We start from the raw sequence: 21,101 nt of genomic DNA, 5'->3' as shown, positions 1-21,101 counted from the left end.
GAAGTCTCAAAGATTATGCAAAGTAAATGAGACAGAAATCCTTATATTTAATGGTCTGTACGAGTTTACTTTGCATAATCATCTACTTTGCATAAGGAGGATTATGCTAAGCTTTGCATAATCCACCTTGTGGTGTGCCTAGTTCCGTGGTTGTTAGTTCGTCCATTACTCCAGCTTTGAGCATTTTCTTAATTATCATCAAAATTCTTCTGTCATGTATGCCCATATGCCAGAGTTGTTTGATTAATTTGGTGTGATTAATGTTGTCGAAGCAGCCTTTAATGTCCCCTTCAATTATCCAGTGGTATCCTGTTTTGTGGCATATATTAGTTGTTCTTTCAAGTGCCATGTGTGCGTCTCTCATAGGTCGGAATCCGTATGAGTGTTTAAAGAATTGTGCTTCCATGATTGGTTCAATGATGATACGCAGGATTTCCTGGACAATTCTATCAATGACCGCAGGTATGCTCAATGGTCTCTTTTCATTTTTTCCTGGTTTGGGTATCCACACTCTTCTGAGAAGGTGCGGTTTGTAGTCATCAAGTGCGTTTCTGACCATCTGAATGACTTCTGGATATTGTTGTTGCAGGATGTCTGGTATGATGACGCCGTCGGTTCCCGCTGTTTTACTGCCGTGGTTGGATTTAATGTTGTGTATGGCAGTGATGATTATTATTTCGGATTTTGCTAGTTCTAGTAGGTTTTTGAATTTAGGTAGTTTACCTTCTTCAAGTGCCTGTTTGGTTGTTGCGTATAGGTAGTCCAGGATAGATTGCATGTCTGATTCAGATTCCAGTTTCGGGTAGACTGATTCGTGAGCCATCGGCATCCCTCCTTTCGGAAGATGTCGTGGGTTAACCAGGTGTGCGCAACGGCTTCCCAGTCAGGCTCAATCATGTTACCGTCTGTTGCTTGACTATGCCCCTTGGCTCCACATTGGTTAGACGTTTCATTGCTACTACGGGCTGCTGCCCCCTGCATTCACCGGCCATTTCCTGCGCGGTTAGACTTCACTGCTTCGATTGGCTCCGTCTTGCAGGTTTCGTTGTACCGTGTTTCCTAGCCTTACATACGACTTTAGCCGCCTGCTCTGGTCCGGAGTTCAGCCTTTATCCACGGTTGGAGGATTAGGCACGTTTCCATATTGGAGAACGTCAGTTATGATAGCGGGCATTTCATAACTGTTCCCTCGCACTCTTTCGAGTGTGATAAGGTTCAATTTCCTTATCCGAATGTTTCGAACCGTACAAACGCAGGTTCCTATGATGAGTCGGCATGGTCGTTTTGTGGCGGCCCGGCTACTTCCCTAACCGCTTCTCAGGTCCGGTTTTCGCCGTCTTCACCGAGCTTCATACCCTGAATCACTTTCACCATCGAATTATCAGGGCATGTCGGAGTATTAGCCTTTCTACGTCGCCAACCTTCGACGCATCCGGGAGTTTCACCCGGCGATTCGGAAACACAGTTCATCAGGTTTGCACCTAATGCCTACTTTTATTCAGGCATTACTGCCTGCGTTGTGTAGGAACAACGCACACGCCCGCCCCATCCCCCCTTCGATTGGAATGGTTTGGGCCGCAAAGCCCGGTTAGTTTTTTATTCTAAAATTTTGCACATTTTGATTGGAATATGCAGTTATTTGAAGTCAATAGTTATTGGCTCACCGTTTGATATAGCATTTTTTACCAAGTTATCAAAGCAATGAAGGCAGAATCGTTTACCGGTTTTTCCTTTCTGTAAATAAACCGTCTCTTTCGTGCCAAACCTAATATCCCTACCACAAATATCACAACTTACCCAACTACGGGTTATTCTTTTTGTATATATTGCCTCTCCAATAGTTATCCGGTATATTTCGCCAGATGTAATGCTTTTAAAAAGAGCTATAGGGTCAATGATTGTAACCGCCCCCTTTTATTACGCATTTTAAACAGAATGGGCTATAGCTTTTTTGATCGCTTCCGCCGCTTCCCGGGGTGGCAAGAGTTCTTCCACGCCGGTACCTTTGATTCCGGGGGCAACATTGAAATCCACAGCATACAGTCTGTTGCCGGCCGGAACAAAATCCACGGCATATAGCGGGTGCCTGATTTTATCATTATAACTGTCTTTTTCTCTGGATAACACCTTGATTTCAACATCACCGCAGTTAGACCGCCAATCTGAGTGGCTGGTGCACTTAAGCCAAAATATCTTGTCCCCAACCTGGAGATAACGCCAGGTCAGGCCATGGCCGGAAGGTAATGCCGGAATATATTCAGTGGCCAGGTGGTCAGGGTACTGCTCCATGGCGTCACGCAGTGAGAGCAAGACCTTCCCTTCGCCGCGGTGCGCCCTTTCGTCAAGATAGACCACTACTGATGTAATATCAACATATCCTTGCCACACCTGTCGCTCGCGGTCGTATAAATCACGTACCCGACCGAAGGCCGGTACCCGCAAGCCCAATGACTTCAGGTATTCCAACATCTGAAGCCGGTCCATTCCACCAGTGGACCTGCGCTCAAAGACTATCTCGGCGTCGGAACCATCAAACCAGTGATCGTAGTAATCCCAAAAGTCTGAAACCAATTTAATTTTGGGTAATTCCATTTGGTTTTAGCCCCCAATAACGCACGGCCCCCTGGTGGGCCGCTGTGCCTTTCCTCCTTTTGGAAAAATTTTAGCGACCCGACCAGGCGGGTTAATCTCAATCATCAATAGTGGTAATCCAAGAACACCAGCGCGAACCGTTCAGGGTGTTCCGTGGCTTCCTTGAGTGTTCTCTGGGTGATTTTGGTGGAGTAGTCCGGCACGCTGTAAAAACAGCTGTCGGGACAGTATCTGCCGTACGCCAGTTGAACAGCGCTTGTGATAAGATAAACCCATGGACCGTTATTTTCCCATAACAGTCTGATCAGTTTTTCGCTCAGGTGCATGGTTGTCTCGGGTTTTTCTGTTAATTCGAGGTTCTTTAAATTTTCGAGGGCCGCCCGCAAGGGCATTTCCCTCCACTTGTTCAAAAGTTTGAGAAACAGTTCCCGGTCGTTGAGACCGAGGACAACGCCCCGGTTGGGAAATTCGTCGGCCCACCTGCCGGCGTCTTCTTCACGCCAGTCGTAAACCTGATCCTGGAAATATTCGGTTGCATATATTGCTTCACTTCTGGCTTCTTCAACCAGGTCTTCGACGTTTTCGACCGATGTTGTTTCCTCAAGTTCTACCAAGATACAGTGCAAATAGTGCATTTGCAGGAAGGCGGGCCCCGGTAACCCGCCTTCCCTCACCTCCTTTGGTTTGGTGAATTGGGGCGGACCGGGCCGCCTAAATTTTTAAATCTTGCTTTTGCTTAATCTATGAGCGGCTTTTTTGACCGCTTTTTTCAGCAACCTCTTCCCAATAAACCAGTAATTTATCCAAGTTTTTATTTAGTCCCAGTTTGTCTATGAAATCTGTGTTTTCGAGTTCTGGTACATAATGAACATGAATATATGATTGGTTCCAGCAACTCTCACCACGTAACTTCTCCAGGCGTTTTTCTTTATTATAGTATTCCTGAATCAACGTTTTGTTTTGTTCGGCAAGTTCTTTGGTCGCCACTACCGCAATCGGGTAGTCGTTTTTGCAAATTACGTACATTTTAGTTGCCCTCCCTAAACTTTATTGGATTTTGCTGTTTTTTGGGTTAAGCGCCCAGGTGCTTGGCGCACGCCATTGCAACCTGTGCCGCAAATTCAAATCCCCGGAATGTTTTGCCGAGGAATATTATTTCGCGCTCACCTTCGGGACTGATTATCTCAACATGAATGTAATGCCCCTCGTTGCTCCCGGTCACAGGAAAGCAGGCAATCCATCGGTATTGTGGAAATTCCTGCTCAGCACTGCGTCCTCTGTTGGTAAAAGAAATGCTGAAATACTCGTCGGGATAGCAGTTTTCTTCTTTGAGTCTTTCCTCCAGTTCATCGAAAATTTGCTGGATAGTTTTGTTGCCCACATAGCGCAAATAACCAGGTGTTTCATCAGGTTCGTAGATCGCAATCTCGATGGGTTCAACTGGCGGATTTTGAGCCAGATCAACGTATCTCGCGTATTTGATCATTTTTAGGGCGGCCACCGGCGCCGCCCCTTTTCACCTCCTTGGTGATTGGGCGGGCCGGGCCGCCTGCTGAATGTTATTCTTTTAACCGAGCTGCATTAATGTCCGGCCCCATATCCACCCAGGCGTCAAAGGCGCCGGGAAGAAACCGCATTTCTTCCACAGGCGCGGAGCGATAGGTGTTAACAACGGATAACAGCCCGGTTTTTTTGTCCCAGAAGACATTCGCCCCGGAGGGTAGAAGCCTCTGGTACTCTTCCAGGGAACTGAACAGTTCCCGTTTTTTCCCGGCGTCATATGCTGCATTGTCTGCAACTACTGATAACTGATACAGCGAAACAACGCTTTTGGAAGAATCCTTAAAATATTTATCAATGGCCCGCCGTGCTATTTTTTGGTACTTTGTCAGTGCCATTACATGCCACCTCCTGCAGCTTGCCGTTCGGGGCCGGCAAGCCTTTGCAGTTCGTCGATCACACCCTGCGACTGCCAACGCAGGATGCTTTGCCAGGCCCTGTCCAAACGCTCTGCGACAGCCTGCTTGAACAGCTTTGGAGACTTCAGCCGTTTTAAGGCCAAAGCCTTTCTTTCGGGGTCTTTGTCGTACCGGGCGAATTCCCGTTCCCGATTGAGGACCGCCCAGTATGCCACTTCGGGGATGGCATACTCCAGCACCGCCCAGTTGCAGTCCTCCTCGAAGCGGTACACGGCGTATCCTTTAACTGAGGTGTAGTAGTAATCGCTCCATGTTGCAGCTCCGTCAACGGCAAATTTGTCGTTGAACAGCTTCGGCACTGCCGACATGGGGGCCACCAGGATGTAACCGCCGTGTCCGGAGCAGCCGAACCACCAGGCGTGCCCGGGCAGGTCGGCCCGCACTTTTTTTTGATGATTAACGTCTCCCCACTGCAGCGCCCAGTGCCGAGCCCATTTCTGTGCGCTTTCGGGGGTGATTTTGTCTTCGGTAAATTTTAATTTTAGGTGGCGTACCCGACCCATACGGTCGTAGTACCCTACTCTCGTCATTTTCAAAACCGCGGCACGCGCGGCCCTCTGGCGGGGGCCGCCGTGCCTTCCCTCCTTTTAAGGTGAGTTTGGCGGCCTGACCAGGCGGGCAGCCCAGGATTCGCAATTCCTTTATTTTGGCCTTATCCCCAGCTTGGCCAACAAGTCCTCCAGATCATGGACATATCAATAGGGGCACTCCGGGCATCTGCGGCCGCGCTTTAGCCAGGCGCTGCAGTCGATGTGCGGGTTGAACTCCCCGCACGAGCCTTTTGCTTGGCGAACGGTCAACCACGCCGCCTCGGCCAGCTCGGTTAGAGCCGTTTCCAGCTCTTTAATAATTTCATTCTTTAGAAGGCACAGCAGGCCCCCGACGGCCTACTGCATCAATCACCTCCTGCGATTGATTTACAGGCCGGTCGGGCGGCCTTTGTTTTTTGTATTTTACAAACCGCTTTGCGCGCTGAATTTAACTGGCCTGTTGTTGACCTTGACATACCAGGTCAGGCCGCTTCTTGAGTCCCGGTAAGGGTGACTAACGGTTTTTACGAATCCTTCGGGAACTACGGTTGAAGCCTTCATCTTGGTGCCGAAAGGGTTGTTAAACACAATATCAACCTTACCGCCGGACCGGTGCGCAAGCTCCATGCCGTTAACCATTTCTTTCAGAAGCAAGTTATTTAGTTTTTGGGTCATTGAAACCACTCCTTAAATACTTCCCCCTGGGCAGGGGAAGTTAATTTCTCCCCTGCGGGGGACGTACCAAGGAACAACTGGACGGCTCCGGCCGCCCGAATCACCTCCTTTAAGTAGTTGATTAGAGCGGCCAGAAGCCACTGTATGTATTTTTGAACCCTTTGCGAGGGCGGAACAATGATTTTAACAGCACTATTAATGTGCCATAATTAAATCCTTTGCCCGGCGTACTTAAAAGCGCTGGTAATAGATAACTTTTGCCCGGCGTGCTTAGAAGCGCCGGTAATAGATAACTTACGTCCGGCGTACTTAGAAGCGCCGGCAATACATGACTAACAAACTTATAAAAATTGTTGTCTTGGTTAGATGGAGCCGTGCTCCAGCCTGCCCACTCAGGGAGTGGGCAGAAGCAACACAGCTACGAAGCATCTGTAGCGAGATTCTCGGACTTGCTTTCCGCATTAAGCTGCTCTCCAAGTTTGAAAAGCAGGTCCCAAAAATGATGGTATTCGCCTTCGTTGGAATAACCCGCGTCATATGTGTATGTCCTTGGCTCTTTAAGGTTATGGCCTTGATATTTGATGTATCTTCTGGCCTCTTCGAGGATGAAGAAGAAGGCAACATCCTCGTAATCTTCTTCTTCCCAGGCAAATACTACCGGCTCAACGCCGTAAACCTTGAAATAATCGCTGTAATCGCAAATCCAAACAGCATTTCCGTCTTTATCATGTACCTCGGTGTATTGTATTTCCCCGAATGGCTTAACGGGAATCGGTGGATCTTCTCCCCTGTCCTCGTAATACTGCTTGACAAGCTCTTCTTCATTTTTGAACCAAAGCTGGTAGTCGTCGGTATTATAAGTGAATACAAGCGGAAGATGATCATAAAAATCAGCAATATCGGGGCTGTATGGGATATGCCTGATTCTTTTTGTTTGGACAATGTGTATTGGGTGATGAGTTGCAAGATTATCCTTTGCGCCAGGGTAATGATTGGCGGCAAAAAGTTTAAGGAACTTTTCTTGTTCATCAGTTATTTGAACAGTGATTTTTTTCATACTTGGACCTCCCTTTTGGCTTTTTGCGTTTCTTAAGCTATTTTCCCCTGCTTGGCCAGAAAGTCAGCCTTTAACCTTATAAATTCAGTTTTTGGGATAGTTTTTAGAAAGCCTTTGTCCAGCTCCACCTCAGACTCAATGATAAATTTAGAGCCGAGCAGATAAAAAATCTTTTTGCCCGGGTACTCAATGAGTCCGAAGTCGTAATCCATAATTATGCTAGGACGAATAAATTTTAGATCGTTCTCTCTGCAAAACCTAACCCATTTATTATTAAGGTCCGAATCAATGAGTGCCGTGTACTGACCATATTCATTCGGCCCATCAAAATATTTTTTTAAGTGGTCCGGGGGGTTGTCCATGATCAGGCGACCAGGGACAAAGTGGATACCCTCAACGCTCTCTATAGACAGCAGGCGGCGAATTTGTTCCTGAATAGAATCGTCAAACCATTTCAGGTAGTCTCTGAGGCAGTCGCAGATCTTCCGGTAAGCGGCTGAACCCGATTGAATTTCGTAATAAAACATGTTTTTTACAAACCTCCTTTTGGTATTTGCTGTTTACCGGCATCTCCATAAAATTACTCTTCCTGCTTGTAAAGACGCTTGCACATCAATTAGCTGCTGGTTTGCGCTCCCCCTGAACGGCAGGGAAAGGTCGGCTTTGTCCTGTTCAAACCGCCCGTCCACCACCACGTCGGTAAGGGCGAGCAGTTGATTTACCGCCGGGTCCGGGTGGGTGAGCAGTTCTGCCCAAGTGTAACCGGTATAGACCCAGAGGTTGAGCCCTCTGTCTTTGATATATTGGGCCACTTCCAACAAATTCACAGCCTGGCAGAACGGCTCCCCGCCGGAGATGGTGATCCCGGAAACTAGGGGGCTCGACGGTATTGAAGCAACGACGTCCGCTATGTCCACTACAGTGCCTCCCTCGAAGTCCCAGGAGCCGGGGTTATGGCAGCCGGGACAACGGTGCGGGCACCCCTGTACGAAGATTACGTCCCGGAGGCCGGGGCCCTCGACAACCGATTCGTACACCAGCCCGTTGACCCGCAGCGTAACGCCGGTTTTTACGGGTGTGGTGTCGGTCATTGCATTGACGTTCGTGTGCATGACCCGATCCCGCAGTTCGGCCAGTTTGGCCGCGCCCCAGTTGTCGGTATTGGCGAGGTATCCGGTGATACGTCTTACCCTGCGAATAGGGGATTTTTCGTAGCTCTTAATTTCTATTTCACTCCCGCATTCGGTGAGGATAATTTTGGCGATTTTCTTTCCCTGCTGGGCGAAGGATTCTTTTTCCTCGGTTACCAGCTGTTCGACAAATTTGGGCTCAATTTTACCGTTAACGACTATTTGCAACTTTTACCAGGTTCAAAAAACTTAACTGTTTTAACCCAGTTAAGCGGCCCACCCCATGACCTGGATTTCGCTCCTTTCTGGATTGGATTTGTCTGCTCCTGAGGGTAGACTTTGCGACAGGGGGACCTCGGCCCCGGGAGTCCCACCCGGACGGGAGATGGAAAAATCCTGCTCCAGATAGGCGCAAGAACGCAAAGTTCTTGCGTAGACCATCTGGGGGGAGGTTAACCCCGCCTCCCGCGACCTGTTAGATACGGCCTACCGGTTTGTCCGTACTCCGGCTAAACGGGGTCACCTACTCAGCAAAGCTAACTGCTTCAAGTCGTGCCATGCGGAATAAAAAGATTCCTGCTTGAAACGGGTCAGCCCATTATAAACGGGAACCTTTCCGTCCAGCCGCTTAAAGAGCCACTTCACCTTTCGGGTCATTCCTTTTCCTTCCCCAGGTAAGGATTTGACTTTCAAGATAAGCTTTTCTTTAACCGCTTGAACCTTTTGCATTAACTCTTTTGTGATACGTTCTTTAAAACCGATGGCTCGCCGGGCTATGACTAATGCCGCAGCGTGGTGGACGATTATACCATAACGCTCCATGTACTTCCAGTAACCAATGGTTGACGTGTGCGCCGGCCAAACCAGCTTTACTCCTACGCCTTCTTTGCAGGCTTTACGCATAACAGCCTCGACCATCTTTCTGTACGGGAAGTTGGCCGCCATGCGGTTGAATCTTTTGTCCGTGTCCAGCCGGTCTTTGCCGAAACCCAGCTTTTCTAAGGCGATGGGTTTGCCTAAAGCTTTAGCAATGCCCACCACCACTTTGGCCAGCACGCCAATTAAGTATGTGCGCCGGTGCCTCCGGCTGTAAGCCAGTTCGGGTATTTTGATGTAAAGGAAACCGTTCGGGTGCGTTGTCACCTGGAATTCTCCGGTAAACTTGTGCAGGGCCTTCGGATATGGTACGGTAAAGCCTTCGGGCCAGGGTTCCGGCTGGCCGGTATATCCCACGTTAGCCAATGCTACGCCGTCGAGGTTGGTGTCCATGCCCAGGTAGCCCCGGTTGGGACTGGTCGCCGGTTTGAGTGTTGTTACAGTGAATGTTATATGTGCCCTGTACCGGTTGTCTTTACTTTTGATTATCTCCACGGTGTAGGAAGCGCCGGAAAACAGCATTTCCCACACTTTAAGCCGGTGCTTTTCCGGCAGCCACAGCCTGCCTTCTACCCGGGGCGCCCTGGTCATTACGGGCCTGCCCTTGCTGTCCGTGCCTTTCTGTTCGGACAGGTGGGAGATGGTCACAGAAAGGGCGAATTCCCCATCATGCCAGCTTACCTTGATATTTTGGTTGCCGCCTTTGCTCTTCTCCCCACGTGAATACAGCCGGTCTTGCCGGGACTGCCGCCACTCTTCGTTGCTAACCCTGCCTCTGCATACCTTTTTCCATAAAGAACGGCCACCAAAGACCACTGTGGGTATGGTGCCGTTATTTTGATGATTTTTTAGCTCGTCCAGTTTATCAGCCAGTTTCTTTACCCTTGCTTTGCGGCCTTGTACGGTACACCGGGCTTTTTCGATCTTTGCCGGGTCATTCTTTTCGATTGTTTTCTCCAGATTTTTTTCCGCCCAGCCGAGCTTTTTCTTGGCACGAGTCAGTTTGGTTACTGTTTCTTCGATTTCCATCGCCAACAGCTCTTTTGAGGACGACACGACCCATGCGGCTTTGGCTACGGCGTCTTTGGCGTATCTTCCGTTAAGAGCAAATTTCCCTTGGCCCTCACGTTCAATTTCATTCGCCTTAACCCCTTCTAACAGCCGGTTGAACGACCAGCGGGTACAGGCGCAAAAAAGGCGCATCTCGGTGTCCAGGGGCGTTTCATCTTCTTTACCGTAAGGGTCCGGGTAATAATCCCAAAATAAAGGAAACCACTCGCCACAGACGGTGTATTTTATGCTGTCGTCAGGCTCAGTCGGTTTCTTTTTATTCTTTCTCCGCTTTTTCATCTGAACCCACTCCTACAATCAAAACAGTTTTGATTAATCAACTATAGTCAGTCATTTTGTAGCTGTTACATACCATCTCTTTGGAGATATTTTACCAAACAAATGTTCGGTATCAATATTTTTAATATTTGAAAGGTTGATTTTGTGCCGTCCCGGTACCGGGGCGGCTGCTACCCGACCGAAACCTCCGTAGTTACCGTCCGCTTAATGGTAACCGGCACACCATCCACGATAAAGCTCACGGACATCACTTCTTTTTTGTGGAGCTTCAGTAGAACGTCGTCGATTCCCTTACCGTACTTGGAAGGCCATACAGCGTTTTGAGGAAAGTATCCCTGTTCCTTTAGGTGTGATATGAATTTTCTCAGCGCCCCGGCAACGTGCGGGTTGGTCCTGAAATCCGAATCGAAAGCTATGATGGGGTCTTTTATGCCCATCTCGGAAAGAATCTTTTCAGCTTCTTTCCATGAATTGACTCCCGGCACCCCGATAAACGGAGCGGACATCAGGCAGGAAGCTATATCAGCTTTTAGCGGGCCTTCCGTTACCCACACCCTGCCGGTGCCTCCAGTGTAATGGGCGGGAGCATGTGATGACGTGCCGTTTGGCATCCCGTGGGATGAGAACCAGACGTACTTGCCTTCGTCCAGCCTGATCTGCAGGGCCTGGATTCTTCCCTGCGGGTCTTTTACGGGGATGAAGTATCCCCTGGGCGCGATGAAGTCCCAGTATTCTCCGTATGGCCCTCTGCGGGTGTAAAATCCCGGAATCCCCTGAAGGCTTTTCCCCATCTCATTTAAGCGTTTCTGGATATACCCGGCCACTTTCCAGCGGTACTGAGAATTTTGGGGGACTGATTTGTACATGTTGTTGTGTATTTGAAGCTCGCTGAGGCCGCGCCTCAACAGGTCGTCCTTGTGTTTACTTTCCAGGGGCAACGCTTTCAGGAAGTAGGTATAGACCCTGTTTCTCAAGTCCACGCCCGCCAGGTTGTTTTTTTCGGATATTTCTCTGACAGGTTTTTCAACTGGTCTTATTCCCGCGTCATTGCAGAGTTCTTTATAAGCCTGTTTATTATCTATACTGCGGCATTTTGACCACATTGTAATCGCGTTGCCTTCCTCGCCGCAGCGGTGGCACTTATACTGCCCGGTACTGGCGTTAATGTAAAGGTGACCCTTGTTTGCGTGTTTGGCCGAGTCGCCGCAGAACGGGCAGCGATATATTTTTTCGTGCCCCGGGCCTTCTTTGATGTACGTTAACCCCAGTTTTTCGGCGACCCCGATTATGTCAAAATCCCGGATATCAATCCCTCCTGTCAGGAGGAAAGGCCGGCGGCCTTTCCTTCCGGGAGTTGGACATGCTTCAGCGCCGGGCTTTTGTTTTTCTTTTGGGCTCCGAGTTTTTTTATAACCTCTTCATTCCAGCCGAGTTTGCCCGCCTGGGTTGCCGTCAGGCTGAAATATTCAAACGGGTCTTTGTTTTCGCCGGTGATCCTGTCAAAGGCCGCCTTTAACGCTTTTGGGGGCCACTTCCAGTAGGATGATTCCTGCATGATAAATTGCCGGTTGCCCTCGACGGCCACCGGGCCGCAGGTCTCGACGTAACCCTTCATCAGGCGCTTCATGTTATCAAGCGCCGATTCAAGGCGGATTATTTCACCGCCGAGGGCCTGGGCTTCCTCGTAGGTCTTGATTTCCCCGGGGACCGGAAGTTCCCCGTTGACGCACTCATGCGAGTAGCCGCAGTAACGGCAGGCACCGCCCGGCCTGGTGGGAAAAAGCTCTCGGTGGTCGGCTCCGTGCTGGACCTGGTAAAGTTTATCCTGGATTTCCAGGGCCAGGGTCAAGGCCCACTCCCTTGCTTCTTCCATTTCTGATTTAGTGAATTCGTGTTCCGGGGTTTCCCTGGTACGAAGAAAAACAAGTTTACTCCGCACCGGCTTGTTATATTTTTGATACAGCGCCCACGAGTAAAGCCCCAATTGCTTTGTTTCAGTGGGGTGATATGACTTGTGGTTGGTCTTCCAGTCAACCAGCTGAACATAGCCCCCTTCGTCCCGGTTGAGGTCGATATACATTTGGATAACCGGCGAAAGCGGGTCATCCGGCAGCAAGGGAAGCTGAAGATGCTGTTCAATCTGGTTGTCAGGATGGAATTCCGCTAAAACCATATTTTGGTAGGTCAGCTGGAAGATTTCCTCGGGGTCAATTACCAGCGGCGCGTTGTCAACTACCATCTTGGACATGACTTTAAAAAAAAGCATATCTTTTTTGTTCAGGCGCATGGCCGCTTCAATCACGCTGTGAACTCCCTTGCCGTTGACCAGCGGCAGTGTGGGCGGTTCATTAACTTTTAAGCAATAATGCCGGTAAAACCCGGCGGGGCAGTCCTCGTACTTACTTAACCGGGAAAACGAAAATATTTCCATTACTGGCACCTCCTACAGACTACTTACAACCTTTTTAAGAACCCTGCCGATAACCTGGGGCAGGACCGAAACGTTGCTGACGTAGATGCAGTTGTTGTATATTTTCTGCGCCTGGGGCAGGTATGCAGGGCTCCCGAAATACAGCCCGATCACCCCGAGCCCCTGCCTTTCGGCTTCCCGGACGGCAAGGGCGGTGTCCCTGATCCCGGTTTTGCCGCGGTATTCTAAGTAAGCGGCAACGGGCATGCCGTCGGAAAGCACGATCAGGACTTTTTGCTGTTCGGGCCTTAAAAGGAGTTCCCTTGTGGCCACCCTAATGGAATAGCCGTCCCGGTTTTGATGCCGCGCGGCTATACCTGCGATGCTGTATCTCTTGTCATAGGGGTCATCGAAGGAAATAAACCTCTTGTGCACAACATCATTAATCACGCGTATTTCACTGGTAAATCCCGTTATATTGACCGGGATTTTAATAAGGGCTGAAGAACAGGTTTCGTAGAGCAGGCACGCGGATTTTCTTGCTTCGGCTATGTTTTTGCCGGTCATGCTCCCCGAGCAGTCCACCAGGAGATAAACCGCAAGCTTGGGGATGTCGTTGGGTTCCGAGGTCTTGCAGAAGACCCTGGGGTCTTTGACGTGCAGCTTCCAGAGGGAATTGCCGTGCACTTTTCCTTTGCGGAGGTTTCTTTCGAGGTAAGTGGTTTTATATTCGAGTATTTTTCTGATTTCTTCGGTTGTTTTGTTGATGTGCGGCCTGACATTTGAATATATCTGCTCATATATTTCTCTGCTGTGATCAGTGATTTTCAGGTCTTTTTCCAGCACAAATTCGCAGCCGCGGTGAATATCTCTTGATAATTCGCCGGTAATATTCTCGGGATCGATGTCCGGGATAACCATTTTAGCTTCAGCTTTTTCGGCGCGGGATGATGATGATTCAATAGTGGAGAGTTCCTCACCGGCTTCATTGACCAGTTCCGCGTATTCTCCCAAGTCTATACTGTCGTCACCGGAATCCCCAATATATTCATCTTCCCCTGATTCATCAAGGTTATCGTCCTCGGGCAGGTCATCATCAAGGTCATCGTCCGGATTACCTTCGAGCAGGTCATCGTCCGGGACTTCATCGGGGTCGTCACCTGAATCATCCTTTGGTAAACCACCGTCCGGTTCATCTTCCGGCAGATCGTCATGTGACTGGTCATCCGGGTCGCTTTTATGGGGCAGATCGTTGTCCGTATCATCATCCGGTGCGCTTTCCGGTTCATCACTGTCGTCATCATCCTCCCCGGCTTCACCACCAGGTTCGGTTTCTTCACCGTCCCCCTTGGCTTTATAACCGGGTTCGGTTTTCTCATCGTCCTCTCCGGTTTTACCACCAGTTTCCTCACCGTCGAAACCAGCTTCAGGGTCGTCTTCCGTTTCGTCCGTGCTTTCATCCGGTTCGCTTTCATCGTCGCCCGGCTCTGGTTTGCCTGGCGAATCAACACCCGATCTACTATTATCGGCATTTTCACCTGTCCCGTCATCCACTGATTCCCGGCCCGGCTCGTCTTTGGGCTTTTCCTCATCATGCTCTTTGTTATCCGTGTGATCCCATGTTTCATAATCTTTGGTGTCGGGAGCTTCTTCCGGGTTATCACCGGGTTCTCCATCGCCGCATGTCGCGTCGGGTTCATCCCGCATTTCCGGTTTTTCCTCCGGTTGTTCCCTTTTCGGGAGAGAGGGTTTTCTCCTGGGGTCCAGTTTACCCTCGGGAGCCTTTTCCGGTTTTGGCGACCCCAGTGTGGCCGGCAGCGGCGGCGGAGCATATGACTCCAGGAAGTCATGTATAATGCTGAAAATTTCCCGGGCGCACTCGCAAACCGTTTCGGTGTCCGGCCCAAGGCGGCCCCTGTCGATGTGCGGGGCACACCTGTAAATCAATTCAGCTATTTCGGACTGCTCCTCGATTTGCGCCGGCAATCTGCCCACGACCGCGTAGCAGATCAGGCCGCCCATAAGCGCTTTTGGCCCGGTTCCCCAGTCCCTGGTTTTAAGGAAGATGTAGTCATTAATAAATCTAAACCAGAGCATGGTTCCGGGATATAAATTGGACATGCAGCGCTCAATCCGGGCGTCCTCAATGATGTTGACCAGGTGAGCCATCAACCGGCTGTGCCTGGTGGCCTGATCCCAGGCGCTTTTCGAGGTGAACCTTATGTGCGCGGATTCATGAGCTACCGACGCCTTCATTGCTATCCAGCATTCGGCCCCGGTAGCAGGAACGCCGGGTACAATTTCACCTTCAGTCAACCGGAGGATGATGTTTTTTAAATCGGTGCAAGGGGTGTCGCCAAACATCAATGTAAGTTTGCCCCTTGCCGAGAGAACGCGGGCCAGCGCCTGTAATCTGGCCCGCTTGAGTTCTATTTGAGACATTTGATTTCCCCCTCTAACGGAGATGGGCTTCGATGATATCTTTTATCCTGTCCGCCTCGTACCGGTCGCTGATGCCGTCGGTCAGCACGGAGGCGGCAACGTATCTTAGCGTGCCGCAGCCGTCCATCTCCTCCATGGCTATCCGGAAAAGGGAACGGACGGAAAGGACTCTTTCGGAAAGGTCGCCGTTTTCCACGCCCTGGGCAAGGGAACTGAAAATTTCTGAGAGCTTTACGGCCGTGCTTTCCCTGCAGTTCGTCTCGTTTTGAATCAACTCGGCGAGTTTTTCCGAGCCGAGGTGAGGCACTTGTACGGAACGGAACCGGTCCTGAAATGCCTCGTTTAAACTTTTTGTGCCGCTGTAGCCGAAGTTCATACAGCCGACCAGCCTGAAGTTGGGCGGGGCCTGAATGATCCCGTAGCCCGGAACCGACAGGGTTTTCTGCCAGTCAAGAAGGCCGTGGAGGAGGGAAGTGACCTCGGGGATGAGCATGTTGATCTCGTCCACAATAATCATCTCCCCTTTTTCAACGGCTTTCAGGAATATGCCAGGCTCAAACCCCACTTTCATCTGGGCTCCCTTAAGCCGCTGAATGAGAGTGTCGGGTTCAATGCCCGCCGTTTTACAGGCCACCCTCAGCTTGGCTTCGGTGATGATGTCCACATCTTCCACCGGGACCAGGGTCCTGGCCCCCAGGAGAGCTTCGGCATTGATGTCGATACCACCGAAAACCTTGTTCACGGGTAACATCAGGATGGCCGCAAGCGTCTCGGCCATGGTGGATTTACCGGAACCCTTGGGGCCGATCAGGAGCGGAGCTTCCCACCTGCTGCCGTTCTCACCATACACAAGCGCGGATACCGCGCTTATGAGTTCATTGCCGGACGGGATGTATTTGGGTTTGGGAATCCTCATCCGCTGCTCGTCGGTGAGGATCTTCTCCTGGTTTTCGCGGAAGGCGAGCACTTTTTTCAGCACCCTCGCGGGGAGGTTGAACCGCGTTAGCCAGTGCGCGTCGTCCGGGACATCAAGGACCGCTTCAGGGTCCGCGGGGACATCTTCTTCCACGAGTTCCAGCAGCTCAAAATCTCCCGGCCTGCCGAGGATTTCCTCCGTCAAATCTCTAATGATCTGGCAGGGAGCCACCTGGCTAACTACAAGCTCGGCTTCCACGGGCGGGTCAACTTTAAGGGCCATAATTACAGCCCCCATGTGCCAGCACGGTTTATTTTCCTTGGCGGAAGGGCACCCCTCATCGTGATAGATAGTGAGGGGTGATGGACTGGCCGCAATGATAGCCCGGCCCGGGATGTTTTGGTGGATTTTGTACTCCATGTACACCCTGCCGTCCCTTCCAAGGCCAAAGCCTCTGATGAGACGACGTTTTTCGTCGTCAAGGGCGGTTTTTACGTTTCTGGGCCAAATTTTCAATAATATCAACCTCCCGGTGAAAAAATGAGGGTGGTTTAAACAAACCACCCTCTTGGGACCGTGATCAAGCTGCGGCTTCCGTTTTGATTTCACTGATGTAAATAAAGTTGCCGTTGGTCTCGGAAACCATTTCGCCTTTTATCGTAATGGTGTCATTTACGCCGACTTTGGCCAGGACATTTTTATTACTGCCGCGGGCCACGAGTATATATTTTTCGTCCCCCCTTTCAGCCCGCGCCCAGACGACATCTTCGAGCTGTCCGTCGAAGCTCTTGCGACCGGTCTGCGGACTGGAGGTTACAGTTACAGTTACATCGCCGGCGGCGTCTTCTCCGGCCTTTTCTTCCTCCCGTGGTTTATCCGTGGTCAGCTTCTCCAGCATTACAGGTTTCATTTTGTCATTTTTAACCTCGCCCTGGACTTTGATGATGTCCCTGGGTTTTAACGCCGTGAAGCTCCTCCCTACCAGGGTGTATGTTTTCTCGGCGGTTGGATCGAACGCCAAAATTTCCTGGTACTGCCCAAAGGTCGGGTGTTCCAGGGTTTTGGGCAACTCAAGGATGATCAGCTCGCCTTCAAACCTGGTAATTTCGTCTTGCGGTGCCTTGTTCTCCGAAGTTTCCTGATTATTGGGGGCTTCCTTCGGAGTATTTGGGGCCGGTTCAGTTTTGCCGGACTGCCTATCAACAGTTTTTCCGGGAGTTGCTGAATTGTCCTCGGTTGGAGCGCTTTCAGTTTTGCCGGACTGCTCATCTTTCCTGCGGGTATTCTTTTTGCCATTTTTTTCTTCAGGTATATCTTCTTCGCTCTGCATCAGTTCTTCAGGAATATATATTCCGGCCAGTTCCGACGCGAAAGCCATGCGCAGCGCGGCAGCTTCAGCGCATTTCTTCAGCATAGTCTCGGGCATCGACGCCCAGAGGCCGACAGGCTTGCCTTCCTTTGTCTGGCAGTATTCCCTGTAGGCAATCACTTCTCTGGCGGGGTGGTCCCAGTCTTTGCGGTAGACTTCCGCTACCGCCCTGACCAGCTGGCCTTTTTCGTTATAGATCACGTCCCTTTTGATTCCGGCCAGCTTGCCGGACCGGTCGGCGGCGATACGGAAGCCGTCAATGCCGACTATTATCACATTCACTTTCTCCCACTTACCGGACTCGTTTCTGCGGTTGCGCGTAAGGAGGTGAATGGTTCCGTCGAGGGGGTTGAGCCCCATCTTGCTGGCCCGGTACAGGAAGCGCTTGAGTTCGTCGTCGTTTATGGCTTCTTTACCCACCGTTTTCCTGATCAGCTCGACCTCTTCCGGGGTAAAACCGAACAGCTCTTTTTCGCTCATATTTGGCCTCCTTGATATTTTTTTGAATTAAGGGGAAGGAGCAGGGTTGCTACCCCGCCCCTTTATGCCTGGTGAACTACCCCTCCCTTCACTTCACTCAGGAAGAGGCTTCCTGCTTCATCGAGGGGATCTCTCCAGCAAGCGTAATTTCGGGCGATTCCAGCCCTAGCAGCCTTTCATCCCCGCTCTTGCGGATGGGGACTTCCCGGCAGGAGAGTTAAAATACGGTGAACTTGTCGTCCCGCATCCGCTTTTCAGCAGGCGGGACCCTTTCAAACCCCGGTACGGGTACCAGTGCGAAAACTCGGCCCGGGAACGCCTGGGCGGCTATAATGCTGCCCACAATAATGGCACCCGGATTTTCGGCTTCCAGTTGGGCCAGGGCCTCCGCGCTTGCGGAGTCGGGCACGAACCGTGTTCTGACTAACTCGGCCCCACTGGGGTGAGTACCCGCGGGTTGTTCCACCGGGCGAGCGTTAATTAAAATGCCACAGGGCGGAACCTGGTAGGCCTCGCCGGTTACGCTCTGGAATGTGATGGGATGCGGGGTGGTGTTGATGATTTGTTTCATATTTGGCCTCCTAGAAAATTTTTGAATTAGAGCAAGGAGCAGGGTTTACCCGCTCCTTAGAACGGTATTTCGTCGAGGTTTATTTCGCTTTCGCCGAAAGGAGCGCTGTTACCGGGTTCTTCTTCCGGCCACGGCGGGGGTTCAATGCCACTGTCACCTTTCTTGCCGTTGGGCAGGAACACGACCCGGTTGGCTACAATCTCCGCGGCCCTGCGGCGAATGCCCTGGCTGTCCTCATAGGAGCGGATTTGCAGCCTGCCTTCAACTGCCGCCGGTGCCCCTTTGGAGAGGTACTTCGCGCAGTTTTCAGCCTGCTCGCGCCACACCACAATGTCGATGAAATCGGTCTGTTTTTCCCCGCTTTCATCCTTGTAGCCGCGGTCCACCGCCAGGGTGAAACGTGTTACCGGAGTGCCGTTGGGAGTGTGCTTGAGCTCGGGGTCAGCCGTTATCCTGCCAATGCCGATCCACTTTTGAAACATAGAACATACCTCCTTTTTGTTTTATGGAACCAAGCAAAGGTTTTTACTCCAGCGGAACAGTTTCGTTACCGTTGCCCAGGATTTTTACAACACCGGGAACCAGCTCGATGACCATCCGGGTGTTTTTTGGCATGCTGAACACGGCGTTCTTGACCTCGGCGTTGTCGCCTGCCTTAACCTCGACCCGCACGTAGCCGGGCCAAGGCGTAAGGGCGGCTGAAACGATCTCCTTGCAGCGCCTGGCCGCTGCTTTAAGATTTCGCAGGGTGGCGTTTTCCTTGCCCACCCCGGTGTAGACCGCGTATGTTGGCATTTTAAAAACCTCCTTTAAGATTACCCCCGGTTTTTAATCCCAGGGCGAGTAGAGAAAGACTGTGCTGCGCAGACTCCAGTGGAGCACGCTGAACACTTGATTTTCGCAGCGGGCAATCTTTTTGGCATTCACGAGCCTTGGAGCAATTATCTAGACTGCCCTTAACATTGCGCCAATCACATACAAAGGCGGCCGGTTTTTCGGACTTGAATATGGCATCACCTCATAAACGAATAATTTTTGGCTTAAAAACAGAAAAACCCCGGATAAATAAATTCGGGGTTTTTAGACGATGATAATGATTAATTAATGATCTGAACCTGCTTCTGGTTTGGTTTCATGCTGTCGGTAGGCAGGTAAAAACGTTTGTTTCTGGAATGTAGCAACTGAAGCGCCGACAGGTTGGATTTCCTGGAAGCTTGCAATTGTTTTTTAAGCGCGGCAATTACATAAGGGAATCACGGCGTGGATACCCCCGAACTCATTCGGAGGAGGAAACGCCGTTGTTCACCTCCCATATCAAGGTATCAGCGTTTTGAATCTTTTTGAGCTTGTTTATGCTTGCCCCGTTGTACAACTCCCGACCGGTAGGATCCACTATACGCACAGTCCTACGACTAAACAGGGTATTGATGTACCCTACGATTTTTCGGTCACTTCGGGTACGATATAATACCAGGTCGTATTTCTGGAATCTTACACCGGACTTATTAATCAAGTATCTGTTGGCGTTGGCCGGTTGCCTTACGCCTCCTTTACCGGGGTTGGCACGGTGTAACTGCCGGTTTTTACGTCTGACATAGCGACCACAAAGTACGTGGATATCACAGGGCTGAAGTTCAATACCATAAGCTTCGCAGACTGCGGCCAGCGCATCGTTGGCGTGTGTTTTGGTCAGGCCGTGATTTTCCCTGAAGGCTGCTACCTGTTCCGCCGTTACAAATTTGATGTGTTCCGCTGGTTTCCACAGTGCGCGCATCACGTTGACTCTGGCCGTCCACCGGTAATTCTCCAGCAGAACTTCAAACGGGATTTTCTTTTCTACCGCCTTTTTGTAGCACTCGCCGCAGAGGGTGATCAGGTTCTTGGGTCTCTGAGACTTACCACGGAAACGGTAAAGTTTGCGGTTAATTTTGCTTCCGCACAGGACGCAGGCGTAGCCGTCCCGTTCGAGGACGTACTCTCTTACGTCGAAATACCCTTTCTGTGGACCGTTTTGGTACTGGACGCCCTTTATGGAAGGGTTCTCCATCTTCTGAAAGTCGAACTTGTTCAGCTCTATCGCCCAGCCGGATACAGGGAGAATACCCTCGACCAGTCTCCGCAGTTTATCGTGTTCGTGCTTTAACTGCCGGATAGACGGGGCTACCCAGCCTTCTGGTTTTTTGCGGTTTAAATACCTCGGCTGGCGGTACCTGGTCTTGCGGTGGCGCCGGTTCCGGCGGTAGTTCCTGCGTTCGGTGAGTTTTTCCGATATGTCTGGACGGCATTTCACCTCTACCTGAAACAGCACTTTGCCGTCGCTCCGAACAGCGGCCACTCCTTGGGTAAGTCCGGGGTCTTGTCCGGCATAAACCGGCTGCACCGCTTCGGATGTTTCGATGGTTAGCTGAATAGTGAAGGGCACTATTCTTACTACTCTGGCTTCGTCCGCTTTAAGCAGGTGTCTCGCTCTGGCCGGTTTTGTCGGCATGAGCGGCCTGCCGCTTTTAGAAAGCACGTAGACATACGTCACTTAGATGACCTCCTCTACGCTGGAGTTATTGTGCCCGTCGCCCATGTTGAAAGGGTTTTTGTGTCCGGGACACCGCCCCTACCCCGCAGGGCTTTTAATCCCGAACCACAGTTGCCTGGAGCTCGGGCTATACTCCGGGGTGTGATGGCCCTCTCAACGTAGCCCGGTTACACCGGGCTTGAGCTAGTCAACCC

The 21,101-nt window shown here is 50.9% G+C and carries 21 protein-coding genes; all 21 read right to left on the bottom strand.

Annotation, left to right across the window (positions count from 1 at the left end):
* Window positions 1-106: 106 nt before the first annotated feature.
* The 21 genes from IT084_RS15780 to iscB all read right to left on the bottom strand — a co-directional run bounded on the left by IT084_RS15780 (window position 107) and on the right by iscB (window position 20,907).
* Window positions 107-823, bottom strand: a complete 717-nt coding sequence (locus IT084_RS15780; protein ID WP_195713853.1) for a reverse transcriptase domain-containing protein — start codon at window positions 821-823, stop codon at window positions 107-109.
* Between the two features lie 1,103 nt (window positions 824-1,926).
* Window positions 1,927-2,592, bottom strand: coding sequence for a hypothetical protein (locus IT084_RS15775; RefSeq protein ID WP_195713852.1), 666 nt, complete (start codon window positions 2,590-2,592; stop codon window positions 1,927-1,929).
* 104 nt (window positions 2,593-2,696) lie between these two features.
* On the bottom strand, window positions 2,697-3,227 hold the full coding sequence (locus tag IT084_RS15770) for a hypothetical protein (protein ID WP_195713851.1): 531 nt from the start codon (window positions 3,225-3,227) through the stop codon (window positions 2,697-2,699).
* Window positions 3,228-3,333: 106 nt separating this feature from the next.
* A complete protein-coding gene (locus tag IT084_RS15765; protein ID WP_195713850.1) occupies window positions 3,334-3,618 on the bottom strand; it encodes a hypothetical protein in 285 nt (94 codons plus the stop codon).
* Between the two features lie 46 nt (window positions 3,619-3,664).
* Window positions 3,665-4,078, bottom strand: coding sequence for a hypothetical protein (locus IT084_RS15760; protein WP_195713849.1), 414 nt, complete (start codon window positions 4,076-4,078; stop codon window positions 3,665-3,667).
* Between the two features lie 73 nt (window positions 4,079-4,151).
* Window positions 4,152-4,490 carry a hypothetical protein gene (locus tag IT084_RS15755; protein ID WP_195713848.1) on the bottom strand — a complete coding sequence of 113 codons (339 nt, stop codon included), beginning with the start codon at window positions 4,488-4,490 and terminating at the stop codon, window positions 4,152-4,154.
* The gene (locus tag IT084_RS15750) at window positions 4,490-5,101 is read right to left on the bottom strand and encodes a hypothetical protein (RefSeq protein WP_195713847.1); all 612 of its coding nucleotides are present in this window, start codon (window positions 5,099-5,101) and stop codon (window positions 4,490-4,492) included. The genes IT084_RS15755 and IT084_RS15750 overlap by 1 nt, the downstream gene beginning before the upstream one ends.
* A 423-nt stretch (window positions 5,102-5,524) precedes the next feature.
* Window positions 5,525-5,776, bottom strand: a complete 252-nt coding sequence (locus IT084_RS15745; protein ID WP_195713846.1) for a hypothetical protein — start codon at window positions 5,774-5,776, stop codon at window positions 5,525-5,527.
* Window positions 5,777-6,194: 418 nt separating this feature from the next.
* The gene (locus IT084_RS15740; RefSeq protein ID WP_195713845.1) at window positions 6,195-6,833 is read right to left on the bottom strand and encodes a hypothetical protein; all 639 of its coding nucleotides are present in this window, start codon (window positions 6,831-6,833) and stop codon (window positions 6,195-6,197) included.
* A 32-nt stretch (window positions 6,834-6,865) separates the two neighbouring features.
* The gene (locus IT084_RS15735; protein ID WP_195713844.1) at window positions 6,866-7,360 is read right to left on the bottom strand and encodes a hypothetical protein; all 495 of its coding nucleotides are present in this window, start codon (window positions 7,358-7,360) and stop codon (window positions 6,866-6,868) included.
* A 33-nt stretch (window positions 7,361-7,393) separates the two neighbouring features.
* Entirely contained in the window at window positions 7,394-8,191 is a 798-nt protein-coding gene (gene nrdG / locus IT084_RS15730) for an anaerobic ribonucleoside-triphosphate reductase activating protein (protein WP_195713843.1), read from the bottom strand.
* Window positions 8,192-8,482: 291 nt separating this feature from the next.
* Window positions 8,483-10,189, bottom strand: a complete 1,707-nt coding sequence (locus IT084_RS15725) for an IS200/IS605 family accessory protein TnpB-related protein (protein ID WP_195713842.1) — start codon at window positions 10,187-10,189, stop codon at window positions 8,483-8,485.
* Between the two features lie 170 nt (window positions 10,190-10,359).
* Entirely contained in the window at window positions 10,360-11,415 is a 1,056-nt protein-coding gene (locus IT084_RS15720) for a DUF3854 domain-containing protein (RefSeq protein ID WP_313885503.1), read from the bottom strand.
* A gap of 92 nt (window positions 11,416-11,507) precedes the next feature.
* Entirely contained in the window at window positions 11,508-12,620 is a 1,113-nt protein-coding gene (locus tag IT084_RS15715; protein WP_195713840.1) for a PD-(D/E)XK nuclease family protein, read from the bottom strand.
* Between the two features lie 12 nt (window positions 12,621-12,632).
* The gene (locus IT084_RS15710; RefSeq protein WP_195713839.1) at window positions 12,633-15,041 is read right to left on the bottom strand and encodes a cobaltochelatase CobT-related protein; all 2,409 of its coding nucleotides are present in this window, start codon (window positions 15,039-15,041) and stop codon (window positions 12,633-12,635) included.
* 13 nt (window positions 15,042-15,054) lie between these two features.
* Window positions 15,055-16,473, bottom strand: coding sequence for an AAA family ATPase (locus tag IT084_RS15705; protein WP_195713838.1), 1,419 nt, complete (start codon window positions 16,471-16,473; stop codon window positions 15,055-15,057).
* 64 nt (window positions 16,474-16,537) lie between these two features.
* Window positions 16,538-17,806 (bottom strand): phage recombination protein Bet, encoded by a 1,269-nt coding sequence (gene bet / locus IT084_RS15700; protein ID WP_195713837.1) that lies wholly within the window; start codon window positions 17,804-17,806, stop codon window positions 16,538-16,540.
* Window positions 17,807-18,023: 217 nt separating this feature from the next.
* Window positions 18,024-18,377: a hypothetical protein gene (locus IT084_RS15695; RefSeq protein WP_195713836.1), complete on the bottom strand. Its 354-nt coding sequence runs from the start codon at window positions 18,375-18,377 to the stop codon at window positions 18,024-18,026.
* Between the two features lie 56 nt (window positions 18,378-18,433).
* A complete protein-coding gene (locus IT084_RS15690; RefSeq protein ID WP_195713835.1) occupies window positions 18,434-18,859 on the bottom strand; it encodes a single-stranded DNA-binding protein in 426 nt (141 codons plus the stop codon).
* A gap of 43 nt (window positions 18,860-18,902) precedes the next feature.
* Window positions 18,903-19,172 carry a hypothetical protein gene (locus IT084_RS15685; RefSeq protein WP_195713834.1) on the bottom strand — a complete coding sequence of 90 codons (270 nt, stop codon included), beginning with the start codon at window positions 19,170-19,172 and terminating at the stop codon, window positions 18,903-18,905.
* 481 nt (window positions 19,173-19,653) lie between these two features.
* Window positions 19,654-20,907 (bottom strand): RNA-guided endonuclease IscB, encoded by a 1,254-nt coding sequence (gene iscB, locus IT084_RS15680; RefSeq protein WP_195713833.1) that lies wholly within the window; start codon window positions 20,905-20,907, stop codon window positions 19,654-19,656.
* Window positions 20,908-21,101 lie beyond the last annotated feature (194 nt).

The organism is Desulfallas sp. Bu1-1 (assembly GCF_015594625.1).
In the GTDB taxonomy this organism is placed as follows: Bacteria; Bacillota; Desulfotomaculia; order Desulfotomaculales; family Desulfallaceae; genus JADNRQ01.
Note: the sequence above shows the minus strand (reverse complement) of the source record. Positions and strands in the feature narration are given on the sequence as shown.